The organism is Thioalkalivibrio sp. ALE25, assembly GCF_000377285.1.
In the GTDB taxonomy this organism is placed as follows: domain Bacteria; phylum Pseudomonadota; class Gammaproteobacteria; order Ectothiorhodospirales; family Ectothiorhodospiraceae; genus Thioalkalivibrio.
This window is the reverse complement of record NZ_KB897939.1, coordinates 17,756-33,824: the sequence shown is the minus strand read 5'-3', so window position 1 is coordinate 33,824 and position 16,069 is coordinate 17,756. Positions and strand designations below refer to the sequence as shown.

The 16,069-nt window shown below is 67.5% G+C and carries 14 protein-coding genes; 8 read left to right on the top strand and 6 right to left on the bottom strand.

Translation table 11 applies throughout. From position 1 onward, the window contains the following. The first annotated feature begins 217 nt into the window (after positions 1-217). The 3 genes from C996_RS0112955 to C996_RS0112945 are packed head-to-tail and all read left to right on the top strand — an operon-like array spanning position 218 to position 6,547. Positions 218-2,590: a PAS domain-containing protein gene (locus C996_RS0112955; protein ID WP_018867857.1), complete on the top strand. Its 2,373-nt coding sequence runs from the start codon at positions 218-220 to the stop codon at positions 2,588-2,590. After that, positions 2,587-6,198, top strand: coding sequence for a PAS domain S-box protein (locus C996_RS0112950; protein ID WP_018867856.1), 3,612 nt, complete (start codon positions 2,587-2,589; stop codon positions 6,196-6,198). Before C996_RS0112955 ends, C996_RS0112950 begins: the two co-directional genes overlap by 4 nt. Continuing rightward, the gene (locus C996_RS0112945; protein ID WP_038035809.1) at positions 6,188-6,547 is read left to right on the top strand and encodes a diacylglycerol kinase; all 360 of its coding nucleotides are present in this window, start codon (positions 6,188-6,190) and stop codon (positions 6,545-6,547) included. Before C996_RS0112950 ends, C996_RS0112945 begins: the two co-directional genes overlap by 11 nt. A gap of 151 nt (positions 6,548-6,698) precedes the next feature. Here C996_RS0112945 and C996_RS0112940 read toward each other — a convergent pair whose 3' ends face one another. Then, positions 6,699-7,817, bottom strand: a complete 1,119-nt coding sequence (locus C996_RS0112940) for a zinc ABC transporter substrate-binding protein (RefSeq protein ID WP_018867854.1) — start codon at positions 7,815-7,817, stop codon at positions 6,699-6,701. 98 nt (positions 7,818-7,915) lie between these two features. Between C996_RS0112940 and C996_RS0112935 the strand changes: the two genes are divergently transcribed. Both C996_RS0112935 and znuB read left to right on the top strand, forming a co-directional pair. Further along, positions 7,916-8,698: an ATP-binding cassette domain-containing protein gene (locus C996_RS0112935; RefSeq protein WP_018867853.1), complete on the top strand. Its 783-nt coding sequence runs from the start codon at positions 7,916-7,918 to the stop codon at positions 8,696-8,698. Next, a complete protein-coding gene (gene znuB / locus C996_RS0112930; protein ID WP_018867852.1) occupies positions 8,695-9,516 on the top strand; it encodes a zinc ABC transporter permease subunit ZnuB in 822 nt (273 codons plus the stop codon). The genes C996_RS0112935 and znuB overlap by 4 nt, the downstream gene beginning before the upstream one ends. A gap of 258 nt (positions 9,517-9,774) precedes the next feature. Here znuB and C996_RS0112925 read toward each other — a convergent pair whose 3' ends face one another. Genes C996_RS0112925 through lgt form a run of 5 tightly spaced genes read right to left on the bottom strand, consistent with a single transcriptional unit; the run spans position 9,775 to position 12,393 of the window. Further along, positions 9,775-10,269: a dihydrofolate reductase gene (locus C996_RS0112925; RefSeq protein ID WP_018867851.1), complete on the bottom strand. Its 495-nt coding sequence runs from the start codon at positions 10,267-10,269 to the stop codon at positions 9,775-9,777. Positions 10,270-10,295: 26 nt separating this feature from the next. Further along, complete coding sequence (locus tag C996_RS0112920) at positions 10,296-10,511, bottom strand: type II toxin-antitoxin system HicB family antitoxin (RefSeq protein WP_018867850.1); 216 nt, start codon at positions 10,509-10,511, stop codon at positions 10,296-10,298. Then, positions 10,511-10,717, bottom strand: a complete 207-nt coding sequence (locus C996_RS14410) for a type II toxin-antitoxin system HicA family toxin (protein WP_018867849.1) — start codon at positions 10,715-10,717, stop codon at positions 10,511-10,513. The genes C996_RS0112920 and C996_RS14410 overlap by 1 nt, the downstream gene beginning before the upstream one ends. Before the next feature lie 40 nt (positions 10,718-10,757). Beyond that, on the bottom strand, positions 10,758-11,576 hold the full coding sequence (locus C996_RS0112915; protein ID WP_018867848.1) for a thymidylate synthase: 819 nt from the start codon (positions 11,574-11,576) through the stop codon (positions 10,758-10,760). 1 nt (position 11,577) lies between these two features. After that, on the bottom strand, positions 11,578-12,393 hold the full coding sequence (gene lgt / locus C996_RS0112910; protein ID WP_018867847.1) for a prolipoprotein diacylglyceryl transferase: 816 nt from the start codon (positions 12,391-12,393) through the stop codon (positions 11,578-11,580). Positions 12,394-12,494: 101 nt separating this feature from the next. Between lgt and C996_RS0112905 the strand changes: the two genes are divergently transcribed. The 3 genes from C996_RS0112905 (at position 12,495) to C996_RS0112895 (ending at position 16,067) form a co-directional block, all read left to right on the top strand. After that, complete coding sequence (locus C996_RS0112905; protein ID WP_018867846.1) at positions 12,495-14,528, top strand: thioredoxin domain-containing protein; 2,034 nt, start codon at positions 12,495-12,497, stop codon at positions 14,526-14,528. 152 nt (positions 14,529-14,680) lie between these two features. Next, positions 14,681-15,094 (top strand): rhodanese-like domain-containing protein, encoded by a 414-nt coding sequence (locus C996_RS0112900; protein WP_018867845.1) that lies wholly within the window; start codon positions 14,681-14,683, stop codon positions 15,092-15,094. Positions 15,095-15,251: 157 nt separating this feature from the next. Next, the gene (locus tag C996_RS0112895) at positions 15,252-16,067 is read left to right on the top strand and encodes a GNAT family N-acetyltransferase (RefSeq protein ID WP_018867844.1); all 816 of its coding nucleotides are present in this window, start codon (positions 15,252-15,254) and stop codon (positions 16,065-16,067) included. Positions 16,068-16,069: the final 2 nt, after the last annotated feature.

The following is a 16,069-nucleotide window of genomic DNA, read 5'->3' as shown; positions in this document are numbered from 1 at the left end:
GCTCCGACCGAGACGCCCCCGCTTGTCGGGGGTGTTCTCGTTTTGTACGGCAGTAATCGCGATTTTGTAGGGGCAAGCAGAAACCAGACTCGGCATCTGGTAGTTTCTGGATTCAGTCTACTCAAGCACTGTCAGGCCCGAGGGCAGCCGGCACCGCGAGCGTGTGTCGATCAAGTCTCCGCCAAGAGAGACCAAGACGGGCAAGGAATGCAATCCAATGAGCGAGATTTGTGGCATCCACGGCTATGCGGCGCTGTTCGAACATGCGCCGGTGGGGCTGGCCGAGATGGATACCGAGGGGCGCATCCTGCGCGCCAATCTCCGCCTTGGGGCCCTGCTGGCTTTTGATCCGGCGGATCTGGCCGGTGCCACGCTGGAAGCGCACGTCTGCCCGGACGACCGCGAGCGGGTGGAGGCTCATCGCCATGCCCTGCTGAATGGCGGGTGCGGCAACGGCAAGGTCGAGGCTCGGCTGCTGGATGCCACCGACCAGGCCCAGTGGGTGGAGTTGACGACCAGCCGCATCCCGGCCACCGAGGACAGCCCCGAGGCGCTGCTCGTGGTGGTCAACGATATCGGCACGCGCAAGGCGGCCGAGCAGCGCACCGAGACCCTCCTGCGGGCCAGCCCGGCGGTGATCTACACCATGGATCCGTCGGATCTGGGCACCATGACCTGGCTCAGCCGCAACGTGCAGACGGTGACCGGCTGGAGTCCGGAGCAGATCACGCGCGAGCCGGACTGGCTCCTCACCCATCTCGCCCCCGAGGACTATCGGCGCTGCGCAAGCCAGATCAAACGCTGGTTGGCGGAAGGCGCCCGCGGATTCTGTCGCCTGAACTATCGCCAGCGCATGCCCGGCGGACACTGGCAGTGGCTGGAGGACCAGGTCACCGCGATCCGGGACGATCAGGGGGCGGTGGTCGAGCTGATCGGCGCCTTCCAGGACGTGGGCGCCCGGGTGGAAACCGAGCGTCACCTCGAGAAGATCGCGCAGAACCTGCCGGGGGTGATCTATCAGTACCGTCAGTCCCCGGACGGGCATGCGACGTTCCCGTATGCCAGCGAGGGGATCGTGGATGTCTACGGGGTCACGCCCGAGGCAGTGATGCGGGACGCCCGTTGCGTCTTTGAGGTGGTCCATCCGGAGGACTTGGACCGCGTGACGGTGAGCATCGAGGCGTCCATGCGCTGTCTGACCCCCTGGCGCCAGCGCTACCGAGTGCACCATCCCGACCGCGGCGAAATCTGGCTGGAAGGGCACTCCAGCCCCGAGGCCCTGGACGACGGCAGTGTGCTCTGGAATGGCGTGATCCTGGATATCACCGAGCAGGTGCGGGCCGCGGAGGCGCTCCATCAGCGTGAGCGCGAGCTGGCCGAGGCCCAGCGCATTGCCCATATCGGCAACTGGGTGTCGGACTTCGTGCGCAACGAGATTCGCTGGTCCGACGAGGTCTTCCGGATCTTCGGCCTGCGGCGGGGCCAGTGGGGCGGGACGCACGAGGCCTTCATGCAGTCCGTCCATCCCGACGATCGTGACCGCATCCAGGCCGAGGTGGATGCGGCGATGGCCGGGGAGGGAACGCTCGATACCATCCATCGCGTGTTGCGCCCCGGCGGCGAGGAACGCGTGGTGCACGAGCGCGGCTACGTCGAATTCGCCGAGGACGGCCGGGCCTTGCGCATGATCGGGACGGTGCAGGACATCACCGAGCGTCACCAGCTGGAGCGCGAGCAGCGCCTGCTGGCGGCGACCTTCGACAGCAGTCAGGCGATCTTCATCACCGACGTCGAGGGGACGATCCAGCGTGTCAACGCCACCTTCACCGAGCTGACCGGCTTCACCGAGGCCGATGCGCTGGGCCGGAACCCCCGGATCATGAACTCCGGCCGCCAGGACCGCAGCTTCTACGAGGAGATGTTCCGAGCCGTGCGCGAGCAGGGGCACTGGTCGGGCGAGGTATGGAACCGGCGCAAGGACGGCCGCGTCTTCCCGCTGCACGAGATCGTCACCGCGATCCGGGATGCCACCGGGGCGATCGAGTATTACGTCGCCATGTTTCACGATATCTCGCGGCAGAAGGAGCTGGAGGCGGCGCTGGAACACCAGGCCTTCTACGATCCGCTGACCGATGCGGCCAATCGCGGCCACTTCGAGGCCCTGCTGGAACAGGAGGCCCGGCGCGCTGATCGCTATGCGGATCCCTGCTCGCTGGTGATGCTGGACCTGGACCATTTCAAGCGGATCAACGACACCCATGGCCATGATGTCGGGGACGAGGTGCTCCGGCGCGTGGTCGCCACCACGAGCGATCGGCTGCGCCAGGCCGATGTGCTGGGTCGCTGGGGCGGGGAGGAGTTCATGGTCCTGCTCCCGAGCACGAAGGCCGAGGCGGCCTGTAGCCTGGCGGAGGACCTGCGGCGCCAGGTGGCCGCGCTGGAGTTGCCCCATGTGGGGTCGGTGACCATCAGTCTGGGGGTGGCCGAATGTCGCCCGGGCGAGGCGATCAAGGACTGGATCAAGCGCGCGGACGACGCGATGTACCGGGCCAAGCATTCCGGACGGAATCAGGTGGTGCGACGCGATTGAACGACCATGGACGCCGAGCCGGAGCGGGGGACGCGCGGGCAGAATCCGGGCGTGACGGTCTGTTCGATCGCGCGGCCGTGGGGTTGCTGTATCTGGACGCGAACGGTCGCGTGCGGGCCGCCAACGCGCGCCTGGCGGACTGGCTGGGCTGTGCCGCGGAGGATCTCGAGGGGCGCCCGCTGGCCGAGTGTGTCCCCGAGGACGCGCGCAAGGCCCTGCGCGATGCGCTGGCCCGCGCCGGAGCGAGCGAAGTCACCCTGGACCTGGCGCTTGCGGCCCCGAGTGATCGAGGCGGAGCGGCGCTGGCCTGCACGGTTGTGCTGGCGCCCGATCCGGACGGGCGGCTGGCCACGGTGCAGCGCCGGGAGCCGGGTGACTCGGCGGCCCGGGTCTACGAGCAGACCTTTACCGCCAATACCGCGCCGAAGCTGCTGATCGATCCCGAGGACGGTGCCATCGTGGATGTCAACCCCGCCGCGGAGGCCTTTTACGGCTATTCGGTCGCGCGGCTCAAGGGGATGCACATCCACGAGATCAATACGCTGTCGGCGGCCGAGGTGCGCGCCGAGATGGCCAGGGCGGCGCGCGAGGAGCGCCGGTTCTTCCGCTTCCGGCACCGCGTCTGCGGTGGCGACGTGCGCGATGTCGAGGTGTATTCGGGTCCGGTGGTGCTGGACGGCCGGCGCTACCTCTACTCGATCATCCACGATGTCTCGGAGACCCGCCGCTACGAACGCGAGCTGGAGTTCTACGGTGTGGCCTTCGGCCGGCTGCCGGTGGGCGTGTACCGCAATACACCGGGGCCGGAGGGCCGCTTCGTGCGGCTCAACCCGGCGATGGTGGAGCTGTTCGAGGCCGCGACCGAGACCGAGCTGCGATCGACGCCGGTCCGCGAGCTCTACCGGGACCCTGCCGACCGGACGGCGCTCAGTCGCGATCTGGCGGCGTACGGGCGGGTGGTCGGACGCGAGGTGGATCTGAAGACGCTGCGGGGGCGCCCCTTCCGCGCCCGGATTACCGCCTACCGGACCGAGGATGCGGACGGTCAGTGTGTGTTCGACGGGGTGATCGAGGACATCACCGAGTTGCGCGCGGCCGAGGCGTTCCAGACGCGCCTGCTGGCAAGCCTTGCCGAAGGCGTATTCGGGCTGGATCGCTATGGCCGTTACACCTTCCTGAATCCGGCGGCCTGCCGTCTGCTGGGTTTCGAACGGGAGCTGGATGCCCTGGGGCAGGAATCGCATTCGACCAACCATCACGTGCTGACAGATGGGACGCCCTACCCGCCGGAGGCCTGTCCCATCTACCGCGTCCTCGAGACGGGCAGGCCACTGGAGGCCTGGGATGATCACTTCGTGCGCACCGACGGGAGCCTGTTCCCGGTCAGTGTGTTTGCCGCACCCACATTCGACGTGTCCGGTCGGGTGGACGGCGCCGTGGTCTCGTTCCAGGACCAGACGGCCCGGCGCGAGCGCGAGGCCCACCTGCTGAAGGCGACCGGTCATCTGCCGGGTGCGATCTACCAGTACCGGCTGTATCCGGACGGTCGTCATGAATTCCCGTTTGTCAGCGAGGGTGCGCAGCGGGTGTACGGGGTTTCTCCCGATCTCATCCAGGAGGACGCGGATGCCGCCTTTGCCCGGGTCGATCCAGACGACCTTCCGCGTATCCAGGCGAGCATCGAGGAGTCGGCGCGCACCATGGGCCCCTGGAAGGTCCGTTATCGCGTACGTCATCCACTGCGCGGGACGCTCTGGGTCGAGGGTCGCGCGACCCCGGAGGCACCGCGCCCGGATGGCAGCATCGTCTGGCACGGGGTGATGATCGACATCTCCGAGCAGGTAGCTATGGAGGACGCCCTGCGCGCGCGGGGCGAGGAGCTTGCCGCGGCACAGCGCATCGCGCACATGGGGAGCTGGGTCTGGGACATCGCGGCCGATCGCACACACTGGTCGGACGAGGTCTACCGTCTCTTCAGTCTGCGCAAGGAAGATCAGGAGGCGAACTACGCGGGATTCCTGCAGGCCGTGCACCCGGACGACCGCGATCGCGTGGCCGCGACGGTCGAGGCCTCGCTGGAGAGTGGTGAGTACGACATCCATTTCCGGATCGTGCGCCCCGACGGGCGCGAGCGCGTAGTCCATGCACGCGGATCGACGCAACACGATGCAGGGGGCAAACCCTGTCGCATGATGGGGACCGTGCAGGACGTGACGGAACGCCACGCGTTGGAGGAGAACCTGCGCCGGCTGGTCGGCATCCTGGAGTCCACTCCGGACGTGGTCGCGATGCACGGCCCGGCCGGCAACATGCTGTTCCTGAATGGTGCCGGGCGGCGTCTGTTCGGCCTGCCCCTGTCCTCCGGGGAGCCCTGGGATCCCGAAGGCGGCTGGAACAGCCGCGATCTGCCGGCCGAAACGGGCTCTCTGGAGACCGCGATTCGGCGGTTCCACCCGCCCTGGGCGGCCGACCAGATCCTCCAGGAGGCCGCACCCGTCGCGATGCGGGACGGGGTCTGGGAAGGGGAGACCGCCATACTCGACGCCCAGGGTCGGGAGGTGCCAGTGTCGCAGGTGATTGTCGTACGCCGCGATGGCCACGGGGATGTGCGACAGATCTCCACCATCCTGCGCGACATCTCGCAGCGCAAGGCGGTCGAAGAGGCCCTGCGCGAGAGTGAGCAGCGATTCCGCCAGCTGGCCGGCTCGGTCAACGAGGTCTTCTGGCTCCAGGACGCGGACTCCATCCTGTACGTGAACCCGGCCTACGAGCGGGTCTGGGGCTACAGTCGTGAACATCTGTTGCGCGATCCGGCGGCGATGCTGGAGGCGGTACACCCGGAGGACCGGGCACGGGTGGAATCCGTTTTTCTGGCGCAGCCACTGTGGAATGCCCGGACCGACGAGACTTTCCGGATCCGGCGGCCGGATGGGGAGCAACGCTGGGTGCGCGTCCACCGCTATCCGGTGACGGATCCGGAGGGTCACGTTACCCGAGTCGCGGGCACCGCCGTCGATATCACCGAACTCAAGACCACGCAGATGGAGCTGGAGCGCAATCAGGCTGAATTGGAGCGTCAGGCGTTTTACGACCGTCTGACCGGTGTCTCCAACCGGCGGTACTTCGAAAGCCTGCTGGACCGCGAACTCCGGCGTGCCGAACGCTATGGACAGGCCTTTTCCCTTGTGATGTTCGATCTTGATCATTTCAAGGCCGTCAACGATACCTATGGCCATGCCACCGGGGATGTCGTGTTGCAGGACGTCACCCGGGTGGCGGGCGAGCGCCTGCGCGCTTCGGATGTGCTGGGGCGCTGGGGCGGCGAGGAATTCATGGTCCTGCTGCCGGGGGACGACGCGGAGGCGGGTGCACGGGTCGCCGAATCGATCCGCGCACGCGTGGCCGAATATGCCTTCCCCGAGGTGGGCCGCGTGACCATCAGCCTCGGGGTGGCGGCCTTCACCTTTGGCGAACCGCGCAGTGACCTGTTGCGCCGGGTCGACGAGGCGCTTTACCGGGCAAAGCGCGAGGGTCGCAACCGGGTGGCGATCGCGGACCCGCCGGCAGGTTCGGTCGTCCGGACCGGGGACGAACCCGATGGCGCATAGCGGGCGTCGCGGCTTGAGTCGGGTGTGGCACGCCTTCGGGTATTCCTGGCGCGGGCTGCGCGAGGCATTCCGTCACGAGGCCGCCTTTCGCCAGGAGCTGGCGCTGGCGGTCGTACTCCTGCCCCTGGCGATGGTGCTGGGGCAGGATGGCGCCGAACGCGCATTGCTGGCGGGCAGCGTGCTGCTGATCCTGGTGGTGGAACTGCTGAACTCGGCGGTGGAGGCGGCGATCGACCGCTTCGGCGACGGGCATCACCCGTTGTCGGCGCGGGCCAAGGATATTGCCTCGGCCGCCGTGCTGGTCAGCTTCCTGCTGGCGGCACTGGTCTGGGGCCTGGTCCTGCTCTGATCGTCGGGGCATCCGTGCCGCTGGCCTGGCTCATCCCGGCCGTAGCGAAGTGTAGAGCCGGGATCTCTGGCGCAGGAGGTACCACGAGGCGCGAGGCTCCGGGGTCACCGCTGCGCGGTGCCCGGGATGGCGGACGCGGGGCGTGTGGCGATCAGCGAGCGTCCGCCGCCATGCAGTCGGTGAAGCCGTCGGCCAGGCCCTGCATCAGGTCGAACCAGGCATCCGGGCCCGGCTCCAGCTCCGCCCCGATGGGGTCGAGCATGCCGAGTCGGGTGTCCGTACCTTCGACCACGGTCTCGGCGAGGGCCGGGCGGAACTGGGGTTCGGTGAACAGGCAGGTGACATCGCCCTCGGCCAGGCGCGTGCGCAGTTCGGACAGTCGGCGCGCCCCGGGCATGCGCGACGGGTCGACGCTGATGGAGCCGGCCGCGTTCAGGCCGTAGTGCCGCTCGAAGTACTGGTAGGCGTCGTGGAACACCATGAAGCGCTGGTCGCGCACCGGCGCCAGTTGTTCGGCGATCCCGGCATCCAGGTCTTCGATGCGCTGGAGCAGGCGATCCCGGTTGTCGCGGATGGTGGCGGCCTGGTCCGGGTCGTGTTCCGCGAGGCGGTCGGCCAGTTGTTCGACGACGGCCGTCGCCACAGCCGGCGACAGCCACAGGTGGCTGTCGACACCGCCGTGCGCGTGCCCGTGGTCGTGGTCATGCTCGCCGTGCCCGTGCCCGTGCCCGTGCCCGTGCCCGTGGTCGTCCGACCCGTGTGCATCGGGGGCATGCTCGTCATGGGTGTGTCCGTGGTCCCCGTGCTCGTGATCACCGTGGTCGTGCGCTTCGTGGTGATCGCCGCGCGCGTCATGTCCGTGGTCGCCATGGTCGTGATGACCTTCCCATACGCCGCCGCTACGGCCTTCCAGCAGGTCCAGGTCGAGGTCGTGCATCAGGCTGATCACGGTAGCGCGGTCGGAGATCCCGCGCAGCGGCCGCTCGAGGAAGCCTTCCAGCTCCGGGCCGACCCAGATGACCACGTCGGCCTGTTGCAGGCGGCGCGCCTCGGAAGGCCGCATCGCGTAGCCGTGGGGCGATGCGCTGGCCGGGACGAGCAGTTCGACCTCGTGGGTATCGCCGGCCAGTGCGGCAACCAGACTGTGGATGGGTAGAATCGAAGTGACGATGCGCGGCGCGTCCGCCTGAGCGGGAACGGTCAGCCCCGGCAGCAACGCCAGGGCCAGCAGCAGGGCGGGGAAGATCGGACGGCGAAAGGCGGAACGCATGGGCGGATTCTCCATCGGGGCTATCAACGTTATACTATACCAACATGATCCGAAAAAGCCCTTCCCAGCCCGCTGCAGCGGAAATCGACGCATCGCCCTTGCTGGCGGCCCGTGACGTATCGCTGGAGCGTGCGGGTCGGGTAATCCTGGATCAGGTCTCCGTCCAGGTGCGACCGGCCGAGGTGACGGTGGTGATCGGCCCCAACGGAGCTGGCAAGACCTCTCTGCTGCGCGTCCTGCTGGGGCTGTGGAAACCGGGGCGGGGTCGGGTGCAGCGCCGACGCGGCCTGCGCATCGGCTACATGCCCCAGCGCCTGCAGATCGAGCCGGTGTTGCCGCTGTCGGTGCGGCGCTTTCTGACATTGCGCCAGCGGGCCCCGGAGTCGGTGCTGCGGGAACGGCTCGAACGGGTAGGGGTCCCGCACCTGCTGCACAAGCCGGTGCAGTCGCTCTCCGGTGGCGAGATGCAGCGGGTACTGCTCGCCCGCGCGCTGCTCAATCGACCGAACCTGCTGGTGCTGGACGAGCCGGCCCAGGGCGTGGATATCGTCGGCCAGGGCGAGGTGTTCAAGCTGATCGACGATATCCGCCACGAGACGGGTTGCGGCGTGCTGATGGTCTCGCACGATCTGCATCTGGTCATGGCGGGGGCCGATGCCGTGATCTGCCTGAACCAGCATGTGTGCTGTACCGGCCGGCCGGAAGAAGTATCGCGGCACCCGGAATACCAGCGCCTGTTCCCGGAGTCGGACATGCAGGGCATCGGGGTCTACCGGCACGATCACGACCATGTGCATGACGTGGCCGGGGAGGTGCACGAACACCACGCTGGCTGTGCCCATGGCCGGCAGTCCGGCCCCGGCGGAGGCGGGTCCCGATGATGGAAGGGCTGCTTGACGACTTCCTGGTGCGCGCGCTGCTGGCGGGCCTGATGGTAGCGGCTGTGGCCGGGCCGCTGGGGGCCTTCGTGGTCTGGCGGCGCATGGCCTATTTTGGCGATACCGTGTCGCATTCGGCCCTGCTCGGCGTGGCCCTCGGGGTGTTGCTGGGGCTGAACCTGAACCTGATGGTCACGCTGGTATGCGTGGCCATCGCGATCCTGCTGGTGCTGCTGCAACGCCGCCAGGAACTGGCTGCGGACACGCTGCTCGGGATCCTCGCGCACAGCGCGCTGTCGCTGGGGATCGTCGCGATCACCTTTATCGAAGGGCTGCGGGTGGACCTGATGGCCTACCTGTTCGGCGACATCCTCGCGGTCGGGACCGGGGATCTGCTGTCGATCGCCATTGGCGGCGGCGTGGCCCTGCTGCTGCTGATCGTCCTGTGGCGCCCGCTGCTGGCGCTCACGGTGCACGAGGAGCTGGCACAGGTGGAGGGCGTACCGGTGCTGCTGGTACGGCTGGGCCTGATGCTCCTGATCGCGCTGGTGATCGCGGCGGCGATGCAGGTCGTCGGGGTGTTGCTGATCACCGCGCTGATGATCATCCCGGCCGCCAGTGCAAGGCGCTTCGCCACCACCCCCGAGCAGATGGCGATCCTTGCCGGCATCATCGGCATGCTGGCAGTGGGGGCCGGGCTGTGGGGCTCCTTCCAGTACGACACGCCGACCGGCCCGACCATCGTGGTCGCCGCGATGCTCGGCTTCATCCTGGTGCATCTGCTGCCGGGCCGCCTGATCCCCCATTTCGGCGGCCGCTGAACCCCTTTGTATTCACCACGAAGCACACGAAGGCACGAAGAAAGGCCAGGTCAAAAGCAAAAAGCTTGAACAGGAAGAAAGGAAGTCAGGAAGGATTCTGAAATGGGTCTGTCCCTGCGGTGCGGGCCTGCGCACGCTGGTTAGCCCTGATTCATATCATCCTTCAAATCTTCTCATCTTCCTGTTAACGCCCTTGACCTAGCTTTTCTTCGTGCCTTCGTGTGCTTCGTGGTGAACAAAAAGGGCGCCAGGGAGCGGTCAGCGGCGGCGTTCGAGGCGTTCGAAGGTGAAGGGGCAGGCGTGGCGATCGTCGGCCTCGTGGTGTTCGGACCAGACGACGTCCCAGTCCGTGGGGTCGATCGCGGGGAAGTACGTATCCCCGGCGTGGCGCTCGTGCACGCGGGTCAGGTGCAGCACGTCGGCGCGCGGCAGGGCCTCCTCGAACAGACCCGCGCCGCCGATCACGAAGGCCGGGCCCGCCTCGATGCTGGCCAGGGCCGCGTCCAGATCCGAGTAGACCTCGACGCCGTCGGCGCGCCAGTCCGTCTGGCGGGTCAGGACCAGATTGCGCCGCTTCGGTAGCGGTCGTCCGATGGACTCGAAGGTGCGCCGCCCCATGATCATTGGGTGGCCGTTGGTCACGCGCTTGAAGTGCTGCAGGTCCTTCGGCAAATGCCAGGGAAGGTCGTTGTCGCGCCCGATCACGTGATCCGGATCGAGCGCGACCATCAGGTGGATCTCGGGTTGGCGCATGTAGAGATAGTCCGATCGCGGATGGGTCAGGCGGCGTCGACCTGAATGATTTCGCTCTGGCAGTGCGGCTCGGGAATGGGCTCCCCTTGCTCCCGGAGGCCTTCGAGATGGAACTTGATGGCCTCCCGGATTAGGGTTACGACCTCTTCGCGGCTGGCCGCCGAGGCCATACAGCCGGGCAGATCGGGCGCATATGCACCCCAACCATCCTCGCTTTCCTCGATGATCACGGTGTAGTTCATCATCGCCTCCTCGGGTTTTTGTCCTTGAGACCCGCCTGTTTCAGCGCATTGTTCAGTGTTCCGGGGGGAATATCCAGATCAGGTTTTCCCGCCACGGTTACAAGTCCCGGCTTCGTTGGATGCTTGAATTGGCGGTGGCTGCCTCTTTGTCGAACCTGAACCCATCCATCGCGTTCCAGGCATCTGATCAGTTCCTTGATCTTCATTCGGCTTCCTTGCCGGTATCCATTTGCGAGGGTAGCGGAGTCAGATGGCGATGGGGGCCTTGATCGGGGGGTGAGACTGGTAGTCGCGGACCTCGATGTCGTCGAAGGTGAAGGCGAACAGGTCGGTGACGTCGGAGTTCAGGTGCAGGGTCGGCAGCGGCAGCGGCTCGCGTCCGAGCAGTTCTTCGACCTGGTCCTGGTGGTTGCGGTAGAGATGGGCGTCGCCGAAGGTGTGCACGAATTCGCCCGGCTTCAGGCCGACCACCTGCGCGAGCATGTGGGTCAGCAGCGCGTAACTGGCGATGTTGAACGGCACCCCGAGGAAGACATCGGCGCTGCGCTGATAGAGCTGGCAGGACAGGCGGTCGTCGGCCACGTAGAACTGGAACAGGGTGTGGCAGGGCGCCAGCGCCATGCGCCCGGCCGCCGCGTTGGCCTGCGGCGAGACGGACTCGTCGGGCAGATCGGCCACGTTCCAGGCGCTGATGATGTGGCGCCGGGAATGCGGCCGGTTCTGCAGGTTGTCGACCAGTTCGGCCAACTGGTCGTGGCCGGCCCAGTTGCGCCACTGGGCGCCGTAGATCGGGCCCAGGTCGCCGTCCTCGGTTGCCCATTCGTCCCAGATGCGGACCTTGTTGTCGCGCAGGTAGCGGATATTGGTGTCGCCGGCGATGAACCACAGCAACTCGTGGATCACCGAGCGCAGGTGAGTGCGCTTGGTGGTTACCAGCGGGAAGCCGTCAGCCAGATCGAACCGCATCTGGTAGCCGAACACCGAGCGCGTGCCGGTACCGGTGCGGTCCGGACGATCCGTGCCATGGTCGCGGATGTGCCGCACCAGATCGAGGTATTGCTGCATCTCAGGAGGCCTCCGGGGCCGGGCGGGCTGCGGGCAGCGGGTTGCGCCGCGACCAGACGATCAGGGCCACGCCGAACAGGATAACCGGCAGGCTCAGGACCTGGCCCATGGTCAGCCAGTCGAAGGCAAGGTAACCGATGTGGGCGTCGGGCACGCGGACGAACTCGATCGCAAAGCGGAAGCCGCCGTAGAGCGTCAGGAACAGCCCGGAGATCAGCCCCGTGCGACGCGGCTGGCGCGAGACGATCCACAGCACCACGAACAGCACCAGCCCCTCGAGAAAGGCCTGGTATAACTGCGACGGGTGGCGCGGGATGTAGTCCGCGGCCGGGAAGACCATGGCCCAGGGCAGGTCGGTGGGCTTGCCCCACAGTTCGCCGTTGATCCAGTTGCCGATGCGGCCGGCGCCGAGGCCGATCGGGATCAGCGGGGCGATGAAGTCGGTCAGGCGGAAGAACGGCTGGCCGATCTTGCGGGCATACAGCCAGCAGGTGACCAGCACCCCGGCGAGTCCGCCGTGGAAGGCCATGCCACCTTCCCAGATGCGGAACAGGCTCACCGGGTCGGCCAGTGTGGCGTCCAGGTTGTAGAACAGGGCATAGCCGAGCCGTCCGCCGACCACGACCCCGACCACGCCCCAGAACAGCAGGTCGCCGACCTGCCAGGGGTGCAGGGGGTCCCAGTCGCGGGTACGCGTGCGCCAGACGCCGAGTGCCCAGAAGGCGATGAAGCCGACCAGGTACATCAGGCCATACCAGTACAGGGTCAGCGGGCCGATGGACAGCGCGACCGGGTCGATAAACGGGTGTGTGGGCATGGGCGCTTGCGGATGAAAAACCGGCTGCACATGCTACCCGGCCGGGCGCCGGCATGCACCTGCATGCGGGTCGCCGGATCCACTTTCCAGGAGGTCGCGCGATGAATCGACTGGCCGGGGCCAGCAGCCCTTATCTGTTGCAGCACGCCGACAACCCCGTGGACTGGTATCCCTGGGGCGAGGAGGCGCTGGAACGCGCCCGCCGCGAGGGCAAGCCGATCCTGCTGTCGATCGGCTACTCCGCCTGCCACTGGTGCCATGTGATGGCGCACGAGTCCTTCGAGGACCCGGACACCGCCGCGGTGATGAACGAGCGGTTCGTCAATATCAAGGTGGACCGCGAGGAGCGCCCGGATCTCGACCGCATCTACCAGAACGCGCATATGCTGCTGTCGCAGCGTCCCGGGGGCTGGCCGTTGACCGTCTTCCTGACGCCCGACCAGGTGCCGTTCTTTGCCGGGACGTACTTCCCGAGCACCCCGCGCCACGGCCTGCCGTCGTTCGTGGATCTGATGACGCGGGTTGCCGACTTCCTCGCCGAGCACCCCGACGAGATCCAGCGCCAGAACGAATCGCTGCAGCAGGCGCTGGGTCGGATCTACCGCCCCGCCGGCGGCGCGATCCCGGCGCTCAGTGTCATCGACAAGGGACGCGCGGAACTGGCGAAGACCTTCGACGAGCAGTTTGGCGGCTTCGGGGATGCCCCCAAGTTTCCGCACCCGGCCTCGCTCGAGTGGCTGGCCTGGCATGCGGCGCGCCATGGCGATGCCGAGGCCGACCGCATGCTGGGGCGCACCCTGGACGCGATGGCCGCGGGTGGCATCTTTGATCAGGCGGGGGGTGGCTTCTGTCGTTACTCGGTAGACGCCCGCTGGATGATCCCGCACTTCGAGAAGATGCTCTACGACAACGGCCCGCTGCTGGGGCTCTACGCCGAGCGCGCGGCCGGCGGCGATCTTCGCGCGCGGCGGGTGGTGGAACAGACGGTCGCCTGGCTGAAACGCGAGATGCGGGATGGCTCCGGGGCCTTCTACTCGAGCCTGGACGCGGACTCCGAGGGCGAGGAGGGACGCTTCTACGTCTGGGATCCGGACACCGTGGAGGCGTTGTTGCCGGAGGTCGAATGGGCCGTTGCCAGCCGCGTCTGGGGGCTGAACGGCCCGGCCAATTTCGAGGGACGCTGGCATCTGCACGAGGTCGCGCCGCCGGCGACCGTCGCGGAGGCGCTGGGGATCGACGAGGCGGAGGTGAACCGGCGGCTGGATCAGGCCCGGGAACGTCTGCTGACGGCCCGCGCGGAGCGGGTGCGACCGCACCGGGACGAGAAGATCCTCGGCGCCTGGAATGCCCTGATGATTTCCGGACTGGCGCGGGCCGCGCGCGCCCTGGGGCGTCCGGAATGGCTGCACCTGGCACGTGACGCGATGACCGCCGTGCGCGAGCGCCTGTGGCGCGACGGCCGGCTGTACGCCAGCGTGCGCGAGGGGGCCACCGGTGCGATGCCGCGCGCCTATCTCGACGATCACGCCCTGTTGCTGGAGGCCACGCTGGCGTTGCTGGAGACTGAATGGGACAGCGAGCTGCTGGGCTGGGCCGTGACTCTGGCCGATACCCTGCTGGCGGAATTCGAGGACCGCGAGCACGGCGGTTTCTTCTTTACCGCCGGCGATCACGAGGCGCTGATCCAGCGCCCGAAAGTGTATTCCGACGATGCCATGGCCAATGGCAACGGTGTCGCGGCGCAGGCCTTGCAGAAGCTCGGGTTCATGCTGGCCGAGCCACGGTATATCGAGGCGGCCGAGCGCACCCTCGCCAACGCCGGACCGATGATCGAGCAGGCCCCGGTGGGACACATGAGCCTGCTGATGGCGCTGGACATCCACTACCAGCCGCCGGCCCTGGTCGTGCTGCGCGGGGCGGCGGACGAACTTCCCGCGTGGCAGCAGCGCCTGCGGGCGCAGGCTGCTCCGGTATGGGCCCTCGCGATCCCGGCCGATGCCGGCGACCTGCCCGCTGCGCTGGCGGAGAAGGCCGCGCCGGAGACGGGTGTGCGTGCCTATCTCTGCCGCGGCCTGCAGTGCGAGGCGCCGGTGACTGACCCTGCGGCGCTGGACAGCGCGCTCTCACAGGGTTGAAACGCCGGGTCGCGTACCCACGGTAGAATGCGTCCGGTGGTAGGAGCCTGCTTGCAGGCGAAGCCCCTGCCAAACTCCGACATGGGCAGGGGCTTCGCCTGCAAGCAGGCTCCTACAAAGACATCCAGATCATTGCAAAAGGGAAGATTCGAATGAGCGAGAAGAAGCTGATGGATTTCGTCGCCGAGGCACGCAAGAACGTGAAGGAGATTGCCCCGGCGGATCTCGCCGAGAAGATGGAAGCGGGCGAGGACTGGCTGGTGGTCGACGTGCGCGAACCCTATGAGTTCGAAAAGATGCACGCGCCGAATTCCATCCTCGTCCCGCGCGGGCTGCTGGAGGGCGCGGCCGACCCCAACACCCCGCACCGCATCGACGCCCTGGTGGAGGCCCGCGAGAAACCGGTGGCCGTGATGTGCGCGACCGGCGGCCGCGCCGCGATGTCCGTGCAGCGGCTGCAGGAGATGGGCTTCACCAACGTGGTGAATATCGCCGGTGGCATCAAGGGCTGGGAAGGCGAGGACCTGCCGGTCGAATCCGGCGCCTACACCGGCAAGCTGCCGTAGCACGGCCTCGCGGGGCGGGGGCTGGTGCCTCCGCCCCCAATGCCACCCTCTGCGGGTGGGCATCCGACGGCGGATTCACCCGACCGTCATCGTTTCTACACGGGATGGTCAAGCGCGCGGCGTAGTCTCCGGGGCAGTTCAACCGGAGGTCGCCACCATGACCGCACCGCCTCGCTCCCTGTCCGTGTCCTCCACGGATGCCGAAACTGCCTATCGCGTCCATCTGGCTTCCAGCCCCGCGGATCTGGAAGCCGCCCAGCGCCTGCGCCACGAGGTCTTCGCCGGCGAGATGGGGGCAGCGCTGCCGGACACCGCCTCGGGGCTGGATCGTGACCCGCTGGACGCCTTCTGTCATCACCTGCTGGTGCGTGACCGACGTTCGGGCGGTGTGGTGGCCTGCACGCGCATCCTGACCGAAGAGAGTGCGAGCACGGCCGGCGGTTTCTATTCGCTGTCCGAATTCGAACTGGGCCCGCTGATGAATCTGCCCGGGCGCACTCTGGAGGTCGGTCGTACCTGCGTGCGCGCGGACCATCGCCAGGGCGGCGCCATCAACGCACTGTGGACCGGGCTGGCGCGTTTCATGAATGCCCATCGCTACGACTACCTGATGGGCTGCGCCAGCCTGCCCCTGACCGAGCAGACACCGGCCCAGCTGGCCTGGCTGCGCATGTTCCATCGGGCCCCGTCGCGCCTGCGGGTCACCCCGCGCCGACCGCTTCCCAACGCCCTGACCATCTGCCACGGCACGCCCAGCCGCAGCGGTATGCCGCCGCTATTGAAGGCCTACCTGCGCCTGGGCGCGCGGGTCTGCGGCGAGGCCTGTTTCGATCCCGATTTCAATGTGGCCGACGTGCTCGTCTTGCTGGATGTGCGCGCCATGCCGGACCGTTACCATCGGCACTTCCTGGGCGCCGCGGCGCCTGCAAGCCGAGGAACGGAACATGACCGGAACACTGCGGGCACTGGCTAGGC

Bases quoted from the DNA above. Each gene is read 5' to 3' on its own strand.
- lgt (WP_018867847.1), bottom strand. From the start codon at position 12,393: ATGCCCACACACCCGTTTATCGACCCGGTCGCGCTGTCCATCGGCCCG.
- znuB (WP_018867852.1), top strand. From the start codon at position 8,695: ATGATGGAAGGGCTGCTTGACGACTTCCTGGTGCGCGCGCTGCTGGCG.
- C996_RS0112945 (WP_038035809.1), top strand. From the start codon at position 6,188: ATGGCGCATAGCGGGCGTCGCGGCTTGAGTCGGGTGTGGCACGCCTTC.
- C996_RS0112905 (WP_018867846.1), top strand. From the start codon at position 12,495: ATGAATCGACTGGCCGGGGCCAGCAGCCCTTATCTGTTGCAGCACGCC.
- C996_RS0112925 (WP_018867851.1), bottom strand. From the start codon at position 10,269: ATGCGCCAACCCGAGATCCACCTGATGGTCGCGCTCGATCCGGATCAC.
- C996_RS0112900 (WP_018867845.1), top strand. From the start codon at position 14,681: ATGAGCGAGAAGAAGCTGATGGATTTCGTCGCCGAGGCACGCAAGAAC.
- C996_RS14410 (WP_018867849.1), bottom strand. From the start codon at position 10,717: ATGAAGATCAAGGAACTGATCAGATGCCTGGAACGCGATGGATGGGTT.
- C996_RS0112955 (WP_018867857.1), top strand. From the start codon at position 218: ATGAGCGAGATTTGTGGCATCCACGGCTATGCGGCGCTGTTCGAACAT.
- C996_RS0112895 (WP_018867844.1), top strand. From the start codon at position 15,252: ATGACCGCACCGCCTCGCTCCCTGTCCGTGTCCTCCACGGATGCCGAA.
- C996_RS0112920 (WP_018867850.1), bottom strand. From the start codon at position 10,511: ATGAACTACACCGTGATCATCGAGGAAAGCGAGGATGGTTGGGGTGCA.
- C996_RS0112915 (WP_018867848.1), bottom strand. From the start codon at position 11,576: ATGCAGCAATACCTCGATCTGGTGCGGCACATCCGCGACCATGGCACG.
- C996_RS0112940 (WP_018867854.1), bottom strand. From the start codon at position 7,817: ATGCGTTCCGCCTTTCGCCGTCCGATCTTCCCCGCCCTGCTGCTGGCC.